The sequence below is a fragment of the Thalassobacter sp. genome (assembly GCF_982993085.1).
Genome location: NZ_CEZFMW010000080.1, coordinates 1 through 16,594, shown reverse-complemented (window position 1 = coordinate 16,594; position 16,594 = coordinate 1). Strand labels below are relative to the sequence as shown.

Annotated in this window: 18 protein-coding genes and 1 tRNA gene; 3 read left to right on the top strand and 16 right to left on the bottom strand. The window is 60.6% G+C overall.

The genetic code is table 11. The annotated features are described in order from the left end of the window. Positions 1-144: 144 nt before the first annotated feature. Genes AC4GMC_RS12490 through AC4GMC_RS12480 form a run of 3 tightly spaced genes read right to left on the bottom strand, consistent with a single transcriptional unit; the run spans position 145 to position 2,066 of the window. Positions 145-603, bottom strand: coding sequence for a DUF2948 family protein (locus AC4GMC_RS12490; protein WP_487877684.1), 459 nt, complete (start codon positions 601-603; stop codon positions 145-147). After that, positions 596-1,870: a UDP-N-acetylglucosamine 1-carboxyvinyltransferase gene (gene murA, locus AC4GMC_RS12485; protein ID WP_487877685.1), complete on the bottom strand. Its 1,275-nt coding sequence runs from the start codon at positions 1,868-1,870 to the stop codon at positions 596-598. The genes AC4GMC_RS12490 and murA overlap by 8 nt, the downstream gene beginning before the upstream one ends. Then, entirely contained in the window at positions 1,863-2,066 is a 204-nt protein-coding gene (locus tag AC4GMC_RS12480) for a hypothetical protein (protein WP_487877686.1), read from the bottom strand. Before AC4GMC_RS12480 ends, murA begins: the two co-directional genes overlap by 8 nt. 93 nt (positions 2,067-2,159) lie before the next feature. On the opposite strand from AC4GMC_RS12480, the gene AC4GMC_RS12475 reads away from it, so the two are divergent. Beyond that, positions 2,160-2,234: transfer RNA gene (locus AC4GMC_RS12475), tRNA-Thr, on the top strand. A 74-nt stretch (positions 2,235-2,308) separates the two neighbouring features. On the opposite strand, the gene AC4GMC_RS12470 is transcribed toward AC4GMC_RS12475, so the two are convergent. The 4 genes from AC4GMC_RS12470 to AC4GMC_RS12455 all read right to left on the bottom strand — a co-directional run bounded on the left by AC4GMC_RS12470 (position 2,309) and on the right by AC4GMC_RS12455 (position 7,118). After that, positions 2,309-3,901: a hypothetical protein gene (locus AC4GMC_RS12470; RefSeq protein ID WP_487877687.1), complete on the bottom strand. Its 1,593-nt coding sequence runs from the start codon at positions 3,899-3,901 to the stop codon at positions 2,309-2,311. Positions 3,902-4,085: 184 nt separating this feature from the next. Beyond that, positions 4,086-5,570 carry a tripartite tricarboxylate transporter permease gene (locus AC4GMC_RS12465; protein WP_487877688.1) on the bottom strand — a complete coding sequence of 495 codons (1,485 nt, stop codon included), beginning with the start codon at positions 5,568-5,570 and terminating at the stop codon, positions 4,086-4,088. Beyond that, the gene (locus AC4GMC_RS12460) at positions 5,567-6,058 is read right to left on the bottom strand and encodes a tripartite tricarboxylate transporter TctB family protein (protein ID WP_487877689.1); all 492 of its coding nucleotides are present in this window, start codon (positions 6,056-6,058) and stop codon (positions 5,567-5,569) included. The genes AC4GMC_RS12465 and AC4GMC_RS12460 overlap by 4 nt, the downstream gene beginning before the upstream one ends. An 82-nt stretch (positions 6,059-6,140) precedes the next feature. Next, positions 6,141-7,118, bottom strand: a complete 978-nt coding sequence (locus tag AC4GMC_RS12455) for a tripartite tricarboxylate transporter substrate binding protein (RefSeq protein WP_487877690.1) — start codon at positions 7,116-7,118, stop codon at positions 6,141-6,143. Between the two features lie 184 nt (positions 7,119-7,302). On the opposite strand from AC4GMC_RS12455, the gene AC4GMC_RS12450 reads away from it, so the two are divergent. Together AC4GMC_RS12450 and ltnD are read left to right on the top strand one after the other, a co-directional pair. Further along, positions 7,303-7,926 carry a glutathione S-transferase family protein gene (locus AC4GMC_RS12450; RefSeq protein WP_487877691.1) on the top strand — a complete coding sequence of 208 codons (624 nt, stop codon included), beginning with the start codon at positions 7,303-7,305 and terminating at the stop codon, positions 7,924-7,926. Further along, complete coding sequence (ltnD, locus tag AC4GMC_RS12445; protein WP_487879423.1) at positions 7,923-8,813, top strand: L-threonate dehydrogenase; 891 nt, start codon at positions 7,923-7,925, stop codon at positions 8,811-8,813. Before AC4GMC_RS12450 ends, ltnD begins: the two co-directional genes overlap by 4 nt. 53 nt (positions 8,814-8,866) lie before the next feature. Here ltnD and AC4GMC_RS12440 read toward each other — a convergent pair whose 3' ends face one another. The 9 genes from AC4GMC_RS12440 to AC4GMC_RS12400 all read right to left on the bottom strand — a co-directional run bounded on the left by AC4GMC_RS12440 (position 8,867) and on the right by AC4GMC_RS12400 (position 16,479). After that, entirely contained in the window at positions 8,867-9,748 is an 882-nt protein-coding gene (locus tag AC4GMC_RS12440) for a bile acid:sodium symporter family protein (protein WP_487879422.1), read from the bottom strand. A 4-nt stretch (positions 9,749-9,752) separates the two neighbouring features. Then, positions 9,753-11,465 (bottom strand): AMP-binding protein, encoded by a 1,713-nt coding sequence (locus AC4GMC_RS12435; RefSeq protein ID WP_487878615.1) that lies wholly within the window; start codon positions 11,463-11,465, stop codon positions 9,753-9,755. A gap of 108 nt (positions 11,466-11,573) precedes the next feature. Continuing rightward, on the bottom strand, positions 11,574-12,197 hold the full coding sequence (ureG, locus tag AC4GMC_RS12430; protein WP_487878616.1) for an urease accessory protein UreG: 624 nt from the start codon (positions 12,195-12,197) through the stop codon (positions 11,574-11,576). Then, positions 12,194-12,838 carry an urease accessory protein UreF gene (locus AC4GMC_RS12425; protein WP_487878779.1) on the bottom strand — a complete coding sequence of 215 codons (645 nt, stop codon included), beginning with the start codon at positions 12,836-12,838 and terminating at the stop codon, positions 12,194-12,196. The genes ureG and AC4GMC_RS12425 overlap by 4 nt, the downstream gene beginning before the upstream one ends. Beyond that, positions 12,828-13,307, bottom strand: coding sequence for an urease accessory protein UreE (locus AC4GMC_RS12420; protein ID WP_487878776.1), 480 nt, complete (start codon positions 13,305-13,307; stop codon positions 12,828-12,830). Before AC4GMC_RS12420 ends, AC4GMC_RS12425 begins: the two co-directional genes overlap by 11 nt. Before the next feature lie 62 nt (positions 13,308-13,369). Further along, on the bottom strand, positions 13,370-13,966 hold the full coding sequence (locus tag AC4GMC_RS12415; RefSeq protein ID WP_487878777.1) for a hypothetical protein: 597 nt from the start codon (positions 13,964-13,966) through the stop codon (positions 13,370-13,372). Positions 13,967-13,975: 9 nt separating this feature from the next. Continuing rightward, entirely contained in the window at positions 13,976-15,736 is a 1,761-nt protein-coding gene (gene ureC / locus AC4GMC_RS12410; protein WP_487879360.1) for an urease subunit alpha, read from the bottom strand. A 122-nt stretch (positions 15,737-15,858) separates the two neighbouring features. Further along, positions 15,859-16,164, bottom strand: coding sequence for an urease subunit beta (locus tag AC4GMC_RS12405; protein WP_487879359.1), 306 nt, complete (start codon positions 16,162-16,164; stop codon positions 15,859-15,861). Positions 16,165-16,176: 12 nt separating this feature from the next. After that, positions 16,177-16,479, bottom strand: a complete 303-nt coding sequence (locus AC4GMC_RS12400; protein WP_058122159.1) for an urease subunit gamma — start codon at positions 16,477-16,479, stop codon at positions 16,177-16,179. Positions 16,480-16,594: the final 115 nt, after the last annotated feature.

Below are 16,594 nucleotides of genomic sequence, written 5' to 3'. Positions count from 1 at the left end.
CTGTCGCGGGTGTTCAGAAATACAGGCATCGGCCCCTCCATGTCGCGCAGGGCCTACCCTGCCGCGTGGTTGTGCTCAAGTCGTCTTTGGTTTGTTAAATATCCCGGGGTGGTCTGGAGGGGCTGGCCCCTCCGGCGGTTCGCATCACACGTCCGGATGGCCGGGGCGGGTTTTCGACGGGGCGTCATAGGGCCGGGTAACATCCGCAAGGCTCAGCTCAAGGCACTCTACATCCATCCCCAAGGCGCCATCCCCCGCAAGCACCAACTCCACCCGTCCTGCACCATCGGCACCGGGGGCCCAGCTTAACGCAAGGGCCGACAGCACAACATCCGCGTCCCGGCTCACGCCGCTAGACTGCACGCGCAGCACGCCATCAATCCGCAACAAGGCCCGCACACGTTCAGTGCGGCGTGCGGCGTCTTCCCAGCGAAAACGGTTTATCAAAACGGTCAGGGCGCGCTTCTTGGCGTCCCAATGGATTTGATCCCCTGCGAAGACCGCATCCTGCACACAGGCTGAGATAACCCGTAGGTCCTCCTCATCCCGCGCAATCAGGCGCAATGGCGCCTCCGCACCGTCCTGAAATGTTGCGTCAGACATCGTCCTTCACCCGTTCGATTTTTGCACCAACACCGCTTAGCTTGCGCACAACATGCTCATAACCGCGGTCTAGGTGATAGACGCGGCTAACCTTTGTTTCGCCCTCGGCCGCCAAACCCGCTAGGATCAAGGACACCGACGCCCGCAGATCCGTGGCCATGACAGGGGCGCCGCGCAAACGGTCCACGCCTGTCACAGTCGCCGTGCCGCCATGGACCTCAATCTTGGCCCCCATCCGGGTCAATTCGGGGGCATGCATAAAGCGGTTTTCAAAGATTTTCTCGTCCAGCACGCTTGTGCCCTCAGCGGTGCAAAGCATTGCCATCATCTGCGCCTGCAAATCGGTGGGAAAGCCGGGGAAGGGCGCGGTCGTTACATCCACAGCCCGCATCGGCCCATTGGCACGCCGCACCATCAGGCCCTCGGGGCCTTCGGTCACTTCGGCGCCCGCCGCTTCAATCCGCTCACAAAACGCTTCCAGCAGATTGCGACGCCCGCCCTGAAGGGTGACCTCACCCCCCGCAATCAGTGGCGCCAGCATATAAGTGCCCAATTCGATCCGGTCCGTCACAACGGGATGCGTGGCGCCATGCAGCCGGTCCACACCTTCAATCGTTAGCGTATCGGTGCCTTCGCCTTCAATATGCGCGCCCATCGCCCGCAAACACTGGGCCAAGTCCACGATCTCGGGCTCACGTGCGACGTTTTCCAGAACAGACGTGCCCTTGGCCAGCACCGCCGCCAACAACGCGTTTTCCGTGGCTCCAACCGACACAATAGGAAAGGCATAGCGCCCGCCTTTTAACCGCCCACCGGTGGCCTTGGCGTGCACATATCCCTCGCGCAGGTCCAACTCTGCCCCCAACGCCTCTAGCGACCTTAGGTGCAAATCAACTGGCCGCGCGCCAATCGCACAGCCACCGGGCAGCGACACAATCGCATGCCCATCACGTGCAAGCATAGGCCCCAGCACAAGGATCGAGGCCCGCATCTTGCGCACAATGTCATAATCAGCGGTGTGGTTGTTGATGTCATGCGACGACATCGCCAACACGCCACCCTCCGCAAGGCTCGACACCTCAGCCCCCAAGGACTGCAACAGCAGCGTCATGGTCCGAATGTCCGACAGCCGGGGCGCATTTGTCAGTGTCAGCGGCTCTTCGCTCAGAAGTGTCGCAGGCATCAGCGTCAAACACGCGTTCTTGGCCCCCGCAATCGGGATTGATCCCTTTAGGGCCTGCCCGCCCTGTACGACTATACTATCCATTGCTCTCGTCCTCATTGTGCGCGTTAGCGTCCGCCTCAGTCCCCGGTTGCGTTTCCGTCTCGGATCGCGCTTTTGCACGGGCCTGCGCCTTGCGGCGGCCCATGTTGGCCTTTAGCGCGGCCTTCAGGCGTTGTTCACGCGCAGCAGCCGCTTTCGCGGCCGGTGTCTCGGGGTGTTTGGCTGGGTTTTTTGTCATCTTAGGGACGGGTGTAGCCTGCCTTGCAAAAAGGGTCCAGATTGCCCTTGCGTGGATGTTCATTCCGGTCTAATCACCCGCCACCGGAAACATGCTGTGGTAGCTCAGTGGCAGAGCACACCCTTGGTAAGGGTGAGGTCGAGAGTTCAATCCTCTCTCACAGCACCACCGGCCCTCCCTGAGATCGCTGGTGATTGGTTTCCACTCTGCCCCCACGCCGTAATGCTTTGAAATTCGCACCTTTATGGCGTTTCCGGGTGAAACTGTAAAATCTCAAAGAACGATCCTCGGGCCAATGGCGCGCCCAGATTATGCAGCCCGGCGGCTTGGGCGCGGGGTGCGTCCTGTGGGGCAAATAACACCAACGTATGGGTGTAAAAATCGCGCCAATCCGCCAGATAGCTGCCCGTCTCAAACACTTCATGGTTTTGGTGTACGGGCATTAACACCTGCCAAGGGATTGGAAACAAATGCGTCTTGTCGCGCGCCGCATAGGCGGGCAGGGGGGCGATGGCGTTGCCTCCGGTAAACACCCCGGTCCAATAGGCCCCCCGATCGCGCAGGATATACGAGGCCGAGTGGGAATGGAGCCGGATCGTTTGCGACTGATCATGCCGTGTCACCAACAACCGATCCTGCGGCGATAAAACAGCCGCCGCTGCGCGCAATTCAGCAACCTGCGCGTCATGCAGCGCCCATTTGTCCGTCAGCCACAGCATCTTAACCGCCAACAGGACCAGCATCGCCCCCGCAAACACCCACATCGCGCGGGGCGTAAAATCCACGCGGATCGCGGCCAATAGCACAGGCGCCAAAAGCACCGGAAACCGCATGTTGGTGTAGGCAATGCCAGAGAAATAATAGGGCACCAGCAAGGTAATCAGGGCCAGCGCGGGCAAAGCAAACCGCACACGCGGGTCCAAGGACATACCGAAGCCCGCGCGGCGCAGCCACAGGATGATCCCGGCCGTTTCGGCCAACCCCAACAGCCCGGCCACAATCGTCTCCGCCGTTGAGGCGAACAAACCAAAGCTGGCAAATGGGGCGACAAAGGCGGTCAAGAACTGCGCCAGTGTGCCGTAATCTATCCCGCCGGCCTCCAACTCCGGTGAGGCGCGCAGTGCGCCCACCAAATGCACCGCCGGGATCAGGGCCACGGCCAGCACCATGCCCGCCCGTCTCAGAATCGCAGCGCGGCTCGCGGGTGTGCGGGTAACGTCGTGCAACTCTAACAGGCCGATCATCAGCATGACGAACCCAAAGGCATACAAGTGCATCACATAGACCAGCACCGCGCAGGGCCAGATCATCGCCAGCCGAACAACGGCCCCTCGTGCGGCCATCGCGAACCACAACGCCAGCACCAAGATCGCCGCCGGTGCCGCCAGCGCAAAGTTCTCAAACCCAAAGGCCCAAGTCATGTTGTGCATCACCATCACCGCGACCAGCGGCCACAGCGACCATGCCCCCCAGATCGCGCGGTGCAGCACGGCGGTCGCTGCAAACAGGCCAAAGGATCCGATTTGGATCAGCACCTTTTGCGTCGTCTCAAGGTCCGCGCAGGCGACTGGCCACGTGTGGATCATGTCTGAGGTCAGGTTCGGCACGATTTCCAGCGCATAGGCGTAGTACCGCCCAACGTGCTCGGCCCCCACAGCCCCGCATTGCAGCACATGGCGCGCCATGTGGTTGGGCCAGTCGATCAGGGGCGGCGTGTCGTAGCCCCATAACATCATGTTCAGCGCGAACACCCCAATTGCCGCGATGAAAAAGAGGACCGTTTCCCCCCGGCTAGGACGGGGGCGGGCGGGGGCATCTTGTGCGTGACTACCCATGCGGGGTTAGGGGCAGGATCGGGGCCATAGTCCCTCTTTTCATGGCATCTTTAATAGTGGTCAGGCGCGGTTTGATACAACGCACCTGACCTAAGGGAACCAATATCCTGTTGCGGCAGGTTCCTCAATGGTTTCAATCACCTCGCAGGTGCCGCGATGCGGCTTGACCACACAGGCGGGCGGCCTAAACCGCCTGCTTGCGCGCAATCGCCCGTCCGATGGCTGCAATCGTCAGCAACGTCATCGCCCAGAAAAACCACGTAATCGGCCCGCGCAGCAGGATGCTCGGGTCACTGCCCGACATCAGCATGGATTGGCGGAAGTTATCCTCAAGCAGCGGGCCAAGAATGAACGCGATCAAGAAGGGGGCGGCGGGGATGCGATAGCGCATCATGGCATAGCCCACCCAGCCCATCGCAAACATAACGCCCACGTCAAAGATGTTGTTGTTCACCGCGAACACCCCATAAATGCACAGGATCAACACGGCGGGCATCAAGATGCGCTTGGGCACATCGGCCACAAACCGAAAGCCCTTGATCGCGACACTGCCCACGATGAACAAAAACACCGAACTGACGATCAAGCCGATGAACAGCCCATAGATGATGTCCACATTCAGGATGAACATCATCGGGCCGGGTTGCAGCCCATGCACCATAAAGGCGCCGATGATGATCGCGGTGATCACATCCCCCGGCACGCCCAGTGCCAGCAGTGGGATCAACGTGGCCCCCGCCACCCCGTTGTTGCCCGCCTCGGATGCGGCCACGCCCTCAATCTCGCCCTTGCCAAAGTTGGCCTTGTTCTTGGATTTTCGCCGCGCCTCAGAATAGCTCAAGAACGCAGAAGGCGCCGCGCCAATCCCGGGGATAGAACCCAAAAACACCCCAATCAGACTGCCCCGAATAATCGACCGGAAGCTGCCGATGTAATCCTTGATCGTGACCTTCGCATTGCCAAGCGCGCGGGCCTTGCCCAAGTGTGCGGTGGGGTTCCACGCCATGGCAATGATCTCGGGGATGGCGAACAGCCCGATCAGAACGGCAATGAAATTCAAGCCCCCCATCATGTTCGGATCGCCAAAGGTGAACCGGTTGGTCCCATACACCAGATCCAGCCCCACGGTCGCCAGCATCAACCCCAACAACGCTGACAAGGCCCCGCGCAACAGGCTGTCGCCAGACACCCCGGCGATGATCGTCAGCGAAAACAGGATCAGCGCAAAAAACTCAGGCGGGCCAAAGTTCAACGCAAAAGAAGCAAGCCACCCCGCAAATAGGATCAGCGCAAGGTTGGACACCAAATCCGCCGTGCACGACGCCCAAAGCGCCATGCCCAAGGCGCGTCCGGCTTCTCCGCGTTCTGCCATTGGGTGGCCGTCAAGGATGGTGGCCGATGACGCAGGGGTGCCCGGCGTCTTGATCAAAATGGCCGGGATACAGCCGCCGAAAATGCCGCCCTTGTAGACCCCCAACAATAACAAAATGCCGGTAATGGGCTGCATCGAAAACGTAAACGGCAGCGTCAGCGCCACGGCCATCGTGGCCGATAGGCCCGGAATGGCCCCACCGATGACCCCGATCACAATGCCCACAAACAACGCCAAAAACGCCTCGACCGAGGCGACAAGGCTCAGACCTGCCATCAGGCTGTCAATAAAACTCACGGAAGCCTCACAAATATGCCTTGGGGGATCGCGACCCCCGCCACTTTGGCGAAAAATAGGTATAGCGCGAGCGGGATCACCACCGCACAGATCAAGGCCGTAAGAGGATGGCGGGTGCGGAACAGAAAGGCCGTCAGCACGAACACAATCATCGCGGTCCACACCATGCCCAAACGGGGCAAGGCGAACATCGTCGCCACCATGATTATGGCCAGCGCGCCCAATCGCATCCACGATAGCCCGTCGGCGGCGGCAGGCTCTGCCTCGGCGTCAGGGGCGGATGACGCCCCGCGCGCGGCCAGCAATAGCCCCAAGCCCACCAAGCCCGTGATACCCGACAACGCATAGGGCCAAAACACGGGCGCAAGCACGATGTTGGACACATTACTCGGTGACGAAACCCAGTTCGGGATCGCCCAAAGCACAAGGAACGCAGCGGCCAGACAGGCCCCTAGTCCCAGTTGAAATTGAATGGTTTTCGGTGACACCCCACATCCCCCAGTGTCAAATATCGTGACGAATGCGGCCACCAAAAGGTAGCCGCATCCAGTGTTTTCAGTCCGTTAGGATTTAACCTTCAATCCGCATCCCAAGGTCTTCGACCAGCGTGCGGAAGGTGTTGTACTGACCTTGAATGAACTCATTGGCTTTGACGGGGTCCATCAGCTCGATCACCGAACCGCGCGATTCCATGGTTTCGCGGAATTTGGGGTCGGCGGTGGCAGCGGCCATCCACTCTCCCCATTTGGCGGCCACGTCATCAGGCAGGTCATCTGGGCCTGCAATGCCGGTCCAGCCGACCAATTGGTTCAGCTTGTCCTTGCCCAATTGGTTCGCGGTGGGGGCGTCAAAGCCGACGACAGGCTCGGCCGTGGTAACCAGCAATGGTGTCAGCTGCTTGTTGGCCACAAACGATGCAAGCGCGGATGAGTTTGTGCACACAAACGTCGACGTGCCGTTCAGAACGGCAGTGATCGCTGCGCCGCCGCCCTTTTGCGGGATGTGCGTGGCATCGGTCAGCGGGTCGGCCACGCCGAACTCCGACAGGACCATCGCGCTGGCCAGATGGGGCATCGACCCCACCCCGGAAGAGCTGTAGCTGATACCGCCCTCGGCAACTTTTGCGATCAACTGATCCATCGACGTGATGCCCGACGCCGGACGCACCGCGCAGGCCACAGGGTTGATTTCATACACAGTCACAAAGCGGAAATCTTCTAGCCCGTAGGGCAGCGTGGCTTTCATCGCTGGGTTCACCGAGTGTGAGCCGACCCGCGCAAACAGCATCGTATACCCGTCCGCGTTGGCGTTCTGTACCGCAACGGATCCGGTCGCGCCGCCCGCACCGGTGATGTTCGCCATCACCAAGGGCTTGCCCACCGCCGCGCCCAAAGGCTCAGAGATGGTGCGTGCAGAAATGTCAGTGGCCCCACCCGCGCCGTAGGGGATCACCATATTGATCGCGCGCGTGGGATAATCAGCATAAGCCGCCGTCGCGCCCAAAAGGGCCGCGGCCGTGACGGCAAAGGTCAAAGTCGTGTGTTTCATGTAGTCCTCCCAGTGGTTTTGGTGGCCCTCTTACGGGGCTCTGAAAAAACGATAGGCGTAAGTTACGCTTTACGGAAGTTAAAACAACTTACGATCCATGTAAGCGGAGGTATCGTGTGACCCTGCTGAATTTGCGGGCATTTCGGGGTAGTCTCTGCGCGCGACCGGCCCTACGGTGGCCGGCATGTACACACTCTATTATTCCAAAGGTTCTTCGGCGCTGGCGCCGCACATCCTCGCGCTAGAACTCGGCGTCGACCTCGCACTGGTTGAGGTCCCGATCCCTCAGGGCGCGCATCAAGCGCCCGAATTCCTCGCACGCAATCCAAAGGGCCGTGTTCCCCTGTTGGACACCCCCGACGGCAGCCTGACGGAAAACCCCGCGATCCTTGAGTATCTGGCCGCGCGCCATCCACAGGCGGGCCTGCTGCCCGAAGGTCACTTGGCCCAAGCACGGGCGCGGGAATTATGTGCCTATTTGTGCGCCACGGCTCACATCGCATTCGCGCACAAACTGCGGGGCAAACGCTGGGCGCAGGACCCTGTTGCTTTGGCCGATATGCAAAAATATGTGCCACAAAACCTCAGCGATTGCGCCACTTACCTTGAATCCAACCTGCCGCTTGGCCCATGGGCGCTGGGCGCAGAGTATAGCTTTTGCGACGCCTATCTGTATGTCTTTGCCCGGTGGCTCGACGCGGCAGGTGTTCCAATCGACCCCTTCCCAAAACTCGCCGCGCATAAACTTGCAATGCGCGCGCGCCCCGCTACACAGGCCGCGTTGGCCGCACAGGAGATCCAAGAATGACAACAACCGCAATCGTGGGCCTCGGCTCAATGGGCTATGGCATGGCGCAATCGCTGTTGCGCGCGGGGATGCGCACCCACGGCTATGATATTTCGCCCGAACGCACGGCTCAGTTTCAAGCCGAAGGTGGTGCGGCGGGCACGCTAGGTGATGTTGCGGGCACTTTGGACGCGCTGGTTGTGGTGGTCCTGAATGCGGCCCAAACCGAGGATGTTTTATTCGGCGCGAACGGTGTGGTCGCGGGCCTGCGCCCCGGTGCAATTGTCCTAAGCTGCGCGACCGTCCCCCCCGCATTTGCGCGTGACATGGAAGCACGCTGCGCGACCAGCGGTGTGCTGTACCTTGATGCGCCGATTTCGGGCGGCGCGGCCAAGGCGGCGTCGGGGCAATTGTCGATCATGGCGTCAGGCACGCCCACGGCCTTTGCCGCCGCGCGCCCCGTGCTGGATGCAATGGCCGAGACGGTGTTTGAGCTGGGCGATGCCGCAGGTGCGGGCTCGGCGATGAAGGCCGTGAACCAGTTGCTGGCCGGCGTGCACATCGCGGCCATGGCCGAGGCACTGACCTTTGGCATGACCCAAGGCGTGACCCCCGCCGCCTTTGTGGAGGTGATCTCAAAGTGTGCGGGCACCAGCTGGATGTTGGAAAACCGCGCGCCCCACATTGTGGACGGCGACTACGCGCCGCGCAGTTCGGTGAACATCTGGCCCAAGGATCTTGGCATCGTGCTCGATATCGCGCGCGACGCGGGCTTTGAGGCGCCAATCACCGACACCGCGCTGGCACAATTCAAGGCGGCCGCCGAAATGGGTTTGGGCGGGGTCGATGACGCCGCCGTGGCCAAGGTCTATGCCAAGCAAGCGGGACTGAAATTACCCGGCGAATAATGTATACATTGATGTGTACATTAAACGTCCAGTTGTAAGGGGCCTCAAGCTCCCTACAACAAGCCGTCCGGCATCGCTTGTTCGGCCGCAGTATTCGCGCGGCGGAAATAGAACGTCACACAGGTTGAGACGATCACGATGAACAGCGAATACAGCACCGGCACCGCCATGTAGCTTTGCGCCTCGGTGCCCGAAAATGTGAATGCAATGATCGCCACCGCGAGCGGGCCGTTTTGGATGCCGGTTTCAAGCGCCACGGTCCGTGCATTGCGGGGGTGCAGTTTTAGCGCGCGGGCAAAGTTGTAGCCGATGAAAATACCCACCAACCCCAACGCAGCAGAGGCCGCGTAGGTCGCCCATGTGGTTTCCGTCAAAAAGCCCCAGTTGCGCGGAATCCACGACACGATCAGGAACACGATAAAGAACACCGCCAGCGCAGAGCCCATGAACTCTGTCACGGCGCCAACGTTGGCGTTTAGCTTGCGCAGGGTCATGCCTATCGCAACAGGTACAAGCAGCAAAACCAGCGTCGCGATGATGTTTTCGCGTGGAATTTCGAGGTCCAGCGCACCTGCATAGATCAGCAGAACAATCGGGATCAAAAGCACACCAAAGATCGTGGATGTCACGGTCATTAGGACGGACAGCGCCAGATTACCCTTTGAAAAATATGTGAAAATGTTCGATGTGGTGCCGCCGGGCATACAGGCCATGATCAACGTACCCACCGCAATCGCCTCTGGCAGGGGCAGGGCGGTGATCAGCAAAAAGCCAATAAACGGCATAAACCCGTACTGTGAGACCACCCCAATCGCGAGGCCCTTTGGCCGTTTGAGAGCGAGGACAAAGTCACGCGGGGTGAGCGACGCGCCCATGCCGAGCATAATGACCGCGATCATCAGCGCGAGAATGGCTTGTTCAAAAGGTCCGACCATGACGCTATCCCTTGCTCAGTGCTTCGGCGCGCAGGTCTTTGCGCAGGATTTTTCCGACGTTGGATTTGGGCAAATCATCCCGGAATTCAATGACTTTGGGCACCTTGTAGTTGGTCAGATGCTCTTTGCAGTAGGCGCGTAGAGTGGCTTGGTCGAGGGTGTCATCCAAAGCCACGACATAGGCCTTGAGGGCCTCGCCGCTGGCACCATCAGGCACGCCGATCACAGCGGCCTCTGACACGCCGGGGTGGCGGGTCATGCAGTCCTCAATCTCATTGGGATAGACGTTGAAGCCCGACACCAACACCATGTCCTTTTTGCGGTCCACGATGCGGAAATAGCCGTCGGCGTCCATGGTGGCGATATCGCCGGTCAGGAACCAACCATCGTTCAGGACATTCGCGGTTTCCTCAGGGTTTTGCCAATAGCCTTTCATGACTTGGGGGCCCTTTGCGGCCAACTCACCGGCGGTGCCTTGGGGGACTTCTTGGCCGGCCTCATCGACGCATTTCATGTAGGTCGAGGGCACGGGCACGCCGATGGAATTGACCCGTGTCTTGCCGATTGGGTTAAAGCTGAGGCAGGGGGCTGTTTCCGTCAGGCCGTAGCCTTCTAGGACGGGTTTGCCGGTGATTTCTTCCCACCGTTCGGCCACTGCGGACTGCAATGCCATGCCGCCAGCGGCCGCAAATTTGAGGTACTTGGGTGGGGAATCCAAAAACCAGATTTCATTATTCAAACCATTAAAGAGCGTATTGACCCCAGTAAGCACCGTAATCTTATAGTTTTCGAACGCGCGCTTAAGATTGCTGAGCGGGCGAGGATTGGGGATCAGCACGTTGTTGGCCCCCAACGAATAGAACCCCAGCAGGTTCACCGTAAACGCAAAGATGTGGTACATCGGCAGCGCGGTCAGCACGATCTCGGACCCGCTTTCGAGGCCCTCTAGCAGCTCTAGCGTCTGTTCCATGTTGGTGAGCAGGTTTGCGTGGCTCAGCATCGCGGCCTTGGACACGCCCGTGGTGCCGCCGGTGTATTGCAGGCACGCAAGGTCGTCGCCGGTCATGTGGGCGCGGTATTCCTCGACCACGACTTTGCCCGCGTCGCGACGGCTGCGCCCCGTGGCGAGCGCGTCGGGCAAGCGGATATGTGGCACTTCGATCGGGGAGAGCGACCGGTCCCAGTATTTTTGGACCAAGCGCACGATGCCGCGCGGGGCGGCGGGGAAAAATTCGGCCACTTGGGTGACGATGATGTTAGGGATCGGGTGGCCCTGCATCGCCTCGACCAGCTTTGCGGCAAAGATATCCACGATAATCAGTGCGTTGGGCGTGGCGTCGGCGAACTGCTTTGCCATTTCTTCAGCGGTATACAGGGGGTTCACGTTGACCAAAACGCAGCCCGCTTTCATCACCCCAAAGGCTGCGACGGGAAAAGACAGGCCATTGGGCACCTGAAGCGCCACGCTGTCCCCGGCTGACAGGCCCGCGACTTCGCGCAGATAAATGGCGAAAGCGTCCGACATTTCATCGACTTGCGCATAGGTGAGCCGCCCGTTCATCCCGTTGGGCAGACAACAGGTGAATGCGGTTTTGGCCCCGTGCAGATGGGTCATGGCGTTGATCAGATCACCGATCGTGCGGTGCAGCGGGGCGGGAATGTCCGCGCGCGCATTTGGCCCGTAAAAGGCCGTCCACGGCCGGTTTTGTTCGTGCATGAGACCCTCCCCAAGGTTTGCAGTACCCTAGCAGTAAAGCGTGTTTTGGAAAGGGTCATCATGCGTCACGGGGCAAGGGTCCGCAACGTCACTTTGTATCTGTCGCCGCTAGGGGGCGTTCAGTAGCAGGCCGCCAATCGCCTCGGCTTGGGCGGCGACCTCGGCCACGCCGGTGCCGTGGCGCAGGGCGCAGAACTGGAACGGACGGCCCGCGCGCATACGGGTGGCATCCCGCTCCATCACGCTGAGATCGGCGCCGACATGGGGCGCGAGGTCGGTCTTGTTGATGATCAGCACATCCGAGCGAGTGATCGCGGGCCCGCCCTTGCGAGGGATTTCTTCGCCCGCGGCCACGTCGATGACATAGAGCGTGATGTCGGCCAGCTCGGGCGAAAACGTGGCCGACAGGTTGTCGCCCCCGCTTTCGATCAGGATCACATCTAGGTCGGGATGGCGCGCGTTCATCTGAGCCACGGCAGCGAGGTTGACGCTTGCGTCCTCACGGATGGCGGTGTGGGGGCAGCCCCCGGTTTCAACGCCGATGATCCGGTCTGAGGGCAGGATCTGCATCCGGGTCAGCGCCTCTGCGTCCTCTTGGGTGTAGATGTCGTTGGTGATGACAGCCACGGACAACTTGTCTTTCCAATGGGCAGCAAGGCGCGCGGTCAGCGTGGTTTTTCCAGCGCCCACAGGGCCGCCGATGCCGATACGAAGAGGGCCATTTTGGCTCATGTGCGGAAGGTCCTTGAGTAAAGAGTTTCGTGCTGCATGGCGTGAATGTCGGCCAAGAAAGCGGTGCCTGAGAGGGTGTCTAAGTCGCCCTGTGCAGTGTCCTGTGCGGTGTCTTGGGCGATGGTTTTGCACAGCGGCGATAGCGCGTGGATCAGTGCGTGACCTTGGGTTTGCCCGAGTGGGATCAGCCGGATGCCGACAGACACCAGCGTGCTGGCAAAGGCTTGCAGGTAGTATTGTGTGGTCAGCTTGAGCGGCAGGCCCAGTAGGTGTGCGGCCCGGCCCACAGCCACCGGATAGGCATAGTCCGGCAGGTCGATCGGCCAGATCGCGCGGGTGGTCGCGGCAAAGGCCGCCCCTTGTTGGGTCGTTTCCATCAGGCGTTCCGCTGAGGAGGTGAACGCGCGGCAGTGTTCATCGACCCGCGCGGCATCGCCATGAAAAGCCGCCGCCAGAAACAGAGCATCATTGCGGCCGGAGCCGTGCGTCAAGACGGGCGCGATCCAAGCGCGCAATGTATCGACATCGTGCACCACCCCGCCCTCAATCGCTGTTTCGAGCCCGTGGGAATAAGCAAAGGCCCCCACGGGGTAGGCCGGCGAAAACCACTGGGCCAAGGTGAGGGTGGCGTCAGTGGTCATGGGTTTCTGGGCCGTGTTGGTGCGAGTGGTCGTGCCCGTGGGTGCGCCCATGCCCATACGCCCCGCCCTCGGGGGTGAAGGGGGCGGTGATCTCGGTGATCTGCGCGCCAAGGCCGCGGAGCATGTCGGCCATGATCGGGTCCGCGCGGATGATCAGGTGGTCGGCTTCGATCTGGCAGGGCGTGTGGCGATTGCCGATGTGCCACGCCATCCGGGGCAGGTCGCCGGTGATGCGCAAACAGGGTTCGTGGGCGGCATGGATGTGGATCTCGGTGTCATCCGTGCAGGTGAGCACGCCGCCAGGGGGCAGCGATGTCGCTTGGGCGAAATCCACGAGCACTTGATTGCCTTGATCCGTGGTCAGAACTTTGCGGCGCAGAAACCGGGCATCATAGCTGAGCGTCAGCGCGTCGCTGGGCGCGCCGTGGGGATGAGGGTGGGTGGTATGGGCTGTTTTCATCGTGCTCATGCTTTGGGGAGATCCTTGGCAGTGATTGGAGCGGTCCGACTTTGGACTGGGTGCTTTGATGGTTAAAATACTTTTGAGTTCGAAGCTTTTTCTCGTTCTTGCTGCGAAATCTCTATGATGCCCGCGCACAAGGCGAAGGTGGCATGGTATTCAGGATAGGTTGTTATCCCGAAACGCGGATATCTTACTGAATGCCAGTACTTTTTGATCTCTTTTCCGAATTCAATTTTCGTCATCTCAGATTGCCCAAGTGCGCCCAAAAGTCTGAATGTGTGTGCTAGCCAAAGTGGCTGGTAACGCATCGATGCCGTTTCTACCTCGATCGCTGCTTGGGAGAGCTTCTGTTGTGATCTAGCAAACCTTGAATGTGTTTTCTCAAGTCTCAATTCCACTAGCTTTCGATAGATACGTCTAAAATGAATGCGATCACCTGTTTGGGTAACTGTCCGTAACAGAACGACCAAGTCGTGGCTGTTGTGCGTATCAAGACCACGGGACTTTCCTAGTGACTTTAGGCCGAGTTCGGCGGAATGGAGGAGTAGGAAGTAAATGGGATTACGGTTCTCCCAATCCTTGGAGTCTTCGGCCTGAAAAACGATCTCGGCTGCTCGCAAGTACTCTTGCGCACGCTCTAGATATAGATCGGCCTCAGACTTCATTTGGCGCCCTCAAAACAAGAAATACCGCTGCGCCATGGGCAGCTCGCTTGCGGGTTCGCAGGTCAGGAGTTCGCCGTTGGCGCGGACTTCGTAGGTTTCGGGGTTTACCTCGACTTCGGGCGTGGCAGAGTTGAGGATCAGGTCCGCCTTGGAGATGTTCCGTGTGTTTTGTACGGCCTCCATGTGTTTGGCGGTGCCGAGCGTGCCGCGCAGGTCGGCGGCCATGGCGGCCTCGGACACAAAACACACCGAAGAATGCTCAACCGAGCGGCCGAAGCTGCCGAACATCGCCCGTGAATAGACCGGCTGTGGCGTGGGGATCGATGCATTGGGATCGCCCATTTGCGCCACAACAATCGTGCCGCCCATCAAGACCATCTCGGGTTTGACGCCAAAGAACGCGGGGCTCCAGAGGACAAGGTCTGCGCGTTTGCCTTCTTCGATCGAACCGACATGCTGGCTGACGCCGTGGGCGAGGGCGGGGTTGATGGTGTACTTCGCGATGTAGCGGCGGACGCGGAAGTTGTCGTTGTCGCCGGTTTCCTCGCTGAGCCGCCCGCGCTGTTTGCGCATTTTGTCGGCGGTTTGCCATGTGCGAATGATAACCTCTCCGACGCGGCCCATGGCCTGACTGTCGGACGCGATGATGCTGAACGCGCCCATATCGTGCAGGATATCCTCGGCGGCGATGGTTTCGCAGCGGATGCGGCTTTCGGCAAAGGCCACGTCTTCGGGGATGGATTTATCGAGGTGGTGGCAGACCATGAGCATGTCGAGGTGTTCCTCAAGCGTGTTCACGGTGAAGGGGCGGGTGGGGTTGGTGGATGAGGGCAACACGTTGTCCGCCCCGCATATTTTGATGATGTCGGGCGCGTGGCCGCCGCCCGCCCCTTCGGTATGAAAGGCGTGGATGGTGCGCCCGGCGATGGCCTTCATCGTGTTTTCGACAAAGCCGGATTCGTTCAGCGTGTCGGTGTGGATCATGACCTGCACGTCCATATCATCGGCCACGGACAGGCAGCAGTCGATGGCGCCGGGTGTGGTGCCCCAGTCTTCGTGCAGCTTGAGGCAGGACGCCCCGCCTTCGACCATTTCGCGCAACGCCTCGGGCTGGGACGCGTTTCCTTTGCCTGCAAGGCCAATGTTCATCGGAATGCTGTCAAAGGCTTGGAACATCCGGCCCAGATGCCATGGGCCAGGGGTGCAGGTTGTGGCCAATGTGCCGTGGGCAGGCCCCGTGCCGCCGCCAAAGCAGGTCGTGACGCCCGAATGTAGGGCGTCGTCCATTTGCTGTGGGCAGATAAAGTGGATGTGGCTGTCGAACCCGCCGGCCGTCAGGATGCGGCCCTCACCGGCGATGGCCTCGGTGCCGGGGCCTACGATGATGTCGACGCCGGGTTGTGTGTCGGGGTTGCCGGCCTTGCCGATTTTGTGGATGCGCCCGTCCTTAAGGCCCACGTCCGCCTTATAAATACCCGTGTGATCGACGATTAGGGCGTTGGTGATGACGGTGTCCACGGCGCCGGCCGCGCGGGTGGCTTGGGACTGGCCCATGCCGTCGCGAATAACCTTGCCGCCGCCAAACTTGACCTCTTCGCCGTAGTGCAGCGCGTTGGCGCCAGAGCCCCCGGTGGAGGCCGCGCCCGCGCGTTCAGCAATGATGTCCCGCTCGACCTCAATGATCAGGTCCGTGTCTGCCAACCGGAGCCGGTCACCGACAGTGGGGCCAAACATGGCAGCGTAATCAGCGCGGGAAATCGTGGTGGCCATGGGGTCGTATCCTTTGGGGCAGTGCGTGGGCGGTCGAATTGGGGGCGGCTTAGGCGGGGGCGAGGGCGGCTAGTTTTTGAAGGGCCAGATGGCAGCGGCAAAGGGATGAGATGCGTTCCGCATTAGAGGTCTCCCATCACCTGTTGATTGAAGCCAAATACGCGTCGCGCGCCCCCGATGGGGATCAGCGGCACTTCGCGACGTTGGCCGGGTTCAAACCGGATCGCGGTGCCCGCGGCGATGTCCAGCCGCAGACCGTGCGCGGCGGTGCGGTCAAAATCCAGCGCGAAATTCGCCTCTGCAAAGTGGTAGTGGCTGCCGACCTGCACGGGGCGGTCACCGGTGTTGGCGACCATCAGAATGACGGCCTGCGTGCCGGGGTTCAGCGTCAGGTCGCCCTCAGCGGGCAAGAGTTCTCCGGGGATCATCGCGGCGGCCTCCTAGCGGATTGGGTTGTGGACGGTGACCAGTTTGGTGCCGTCAGGAAAGGTCGCTTCGACCTGAATTTCGTGGATCATCTCGGCGATGCCGTCCATCACGTGGTCGCGTGTCAGGACTTGGGCCCCGGCCTCCATCATGTCCGCCACGGAACGACCGTCGCGCGCGCCCTCGACCACGGCCTCGGTGATCAGGGCGATGGCCTCGGGGTGGTTCAGCTTGACGCCACGCGCCAGCCGTTTGCGGGCGACCTCGGCGGCCATTGCGACCAACAGTTTGTCTTTTTCGCGGGGGGTGAGTTGCATGTCAGATCATCCAAGTACGAGGCAGGGGGCCGTGGCTTAGGAGCCTAAGGGCCGGAAGGAGCGTTTGGCGCAGGCCAAATCCGTCGGGCGCCAAGAGGCGCAGGTGAAGCAGGTC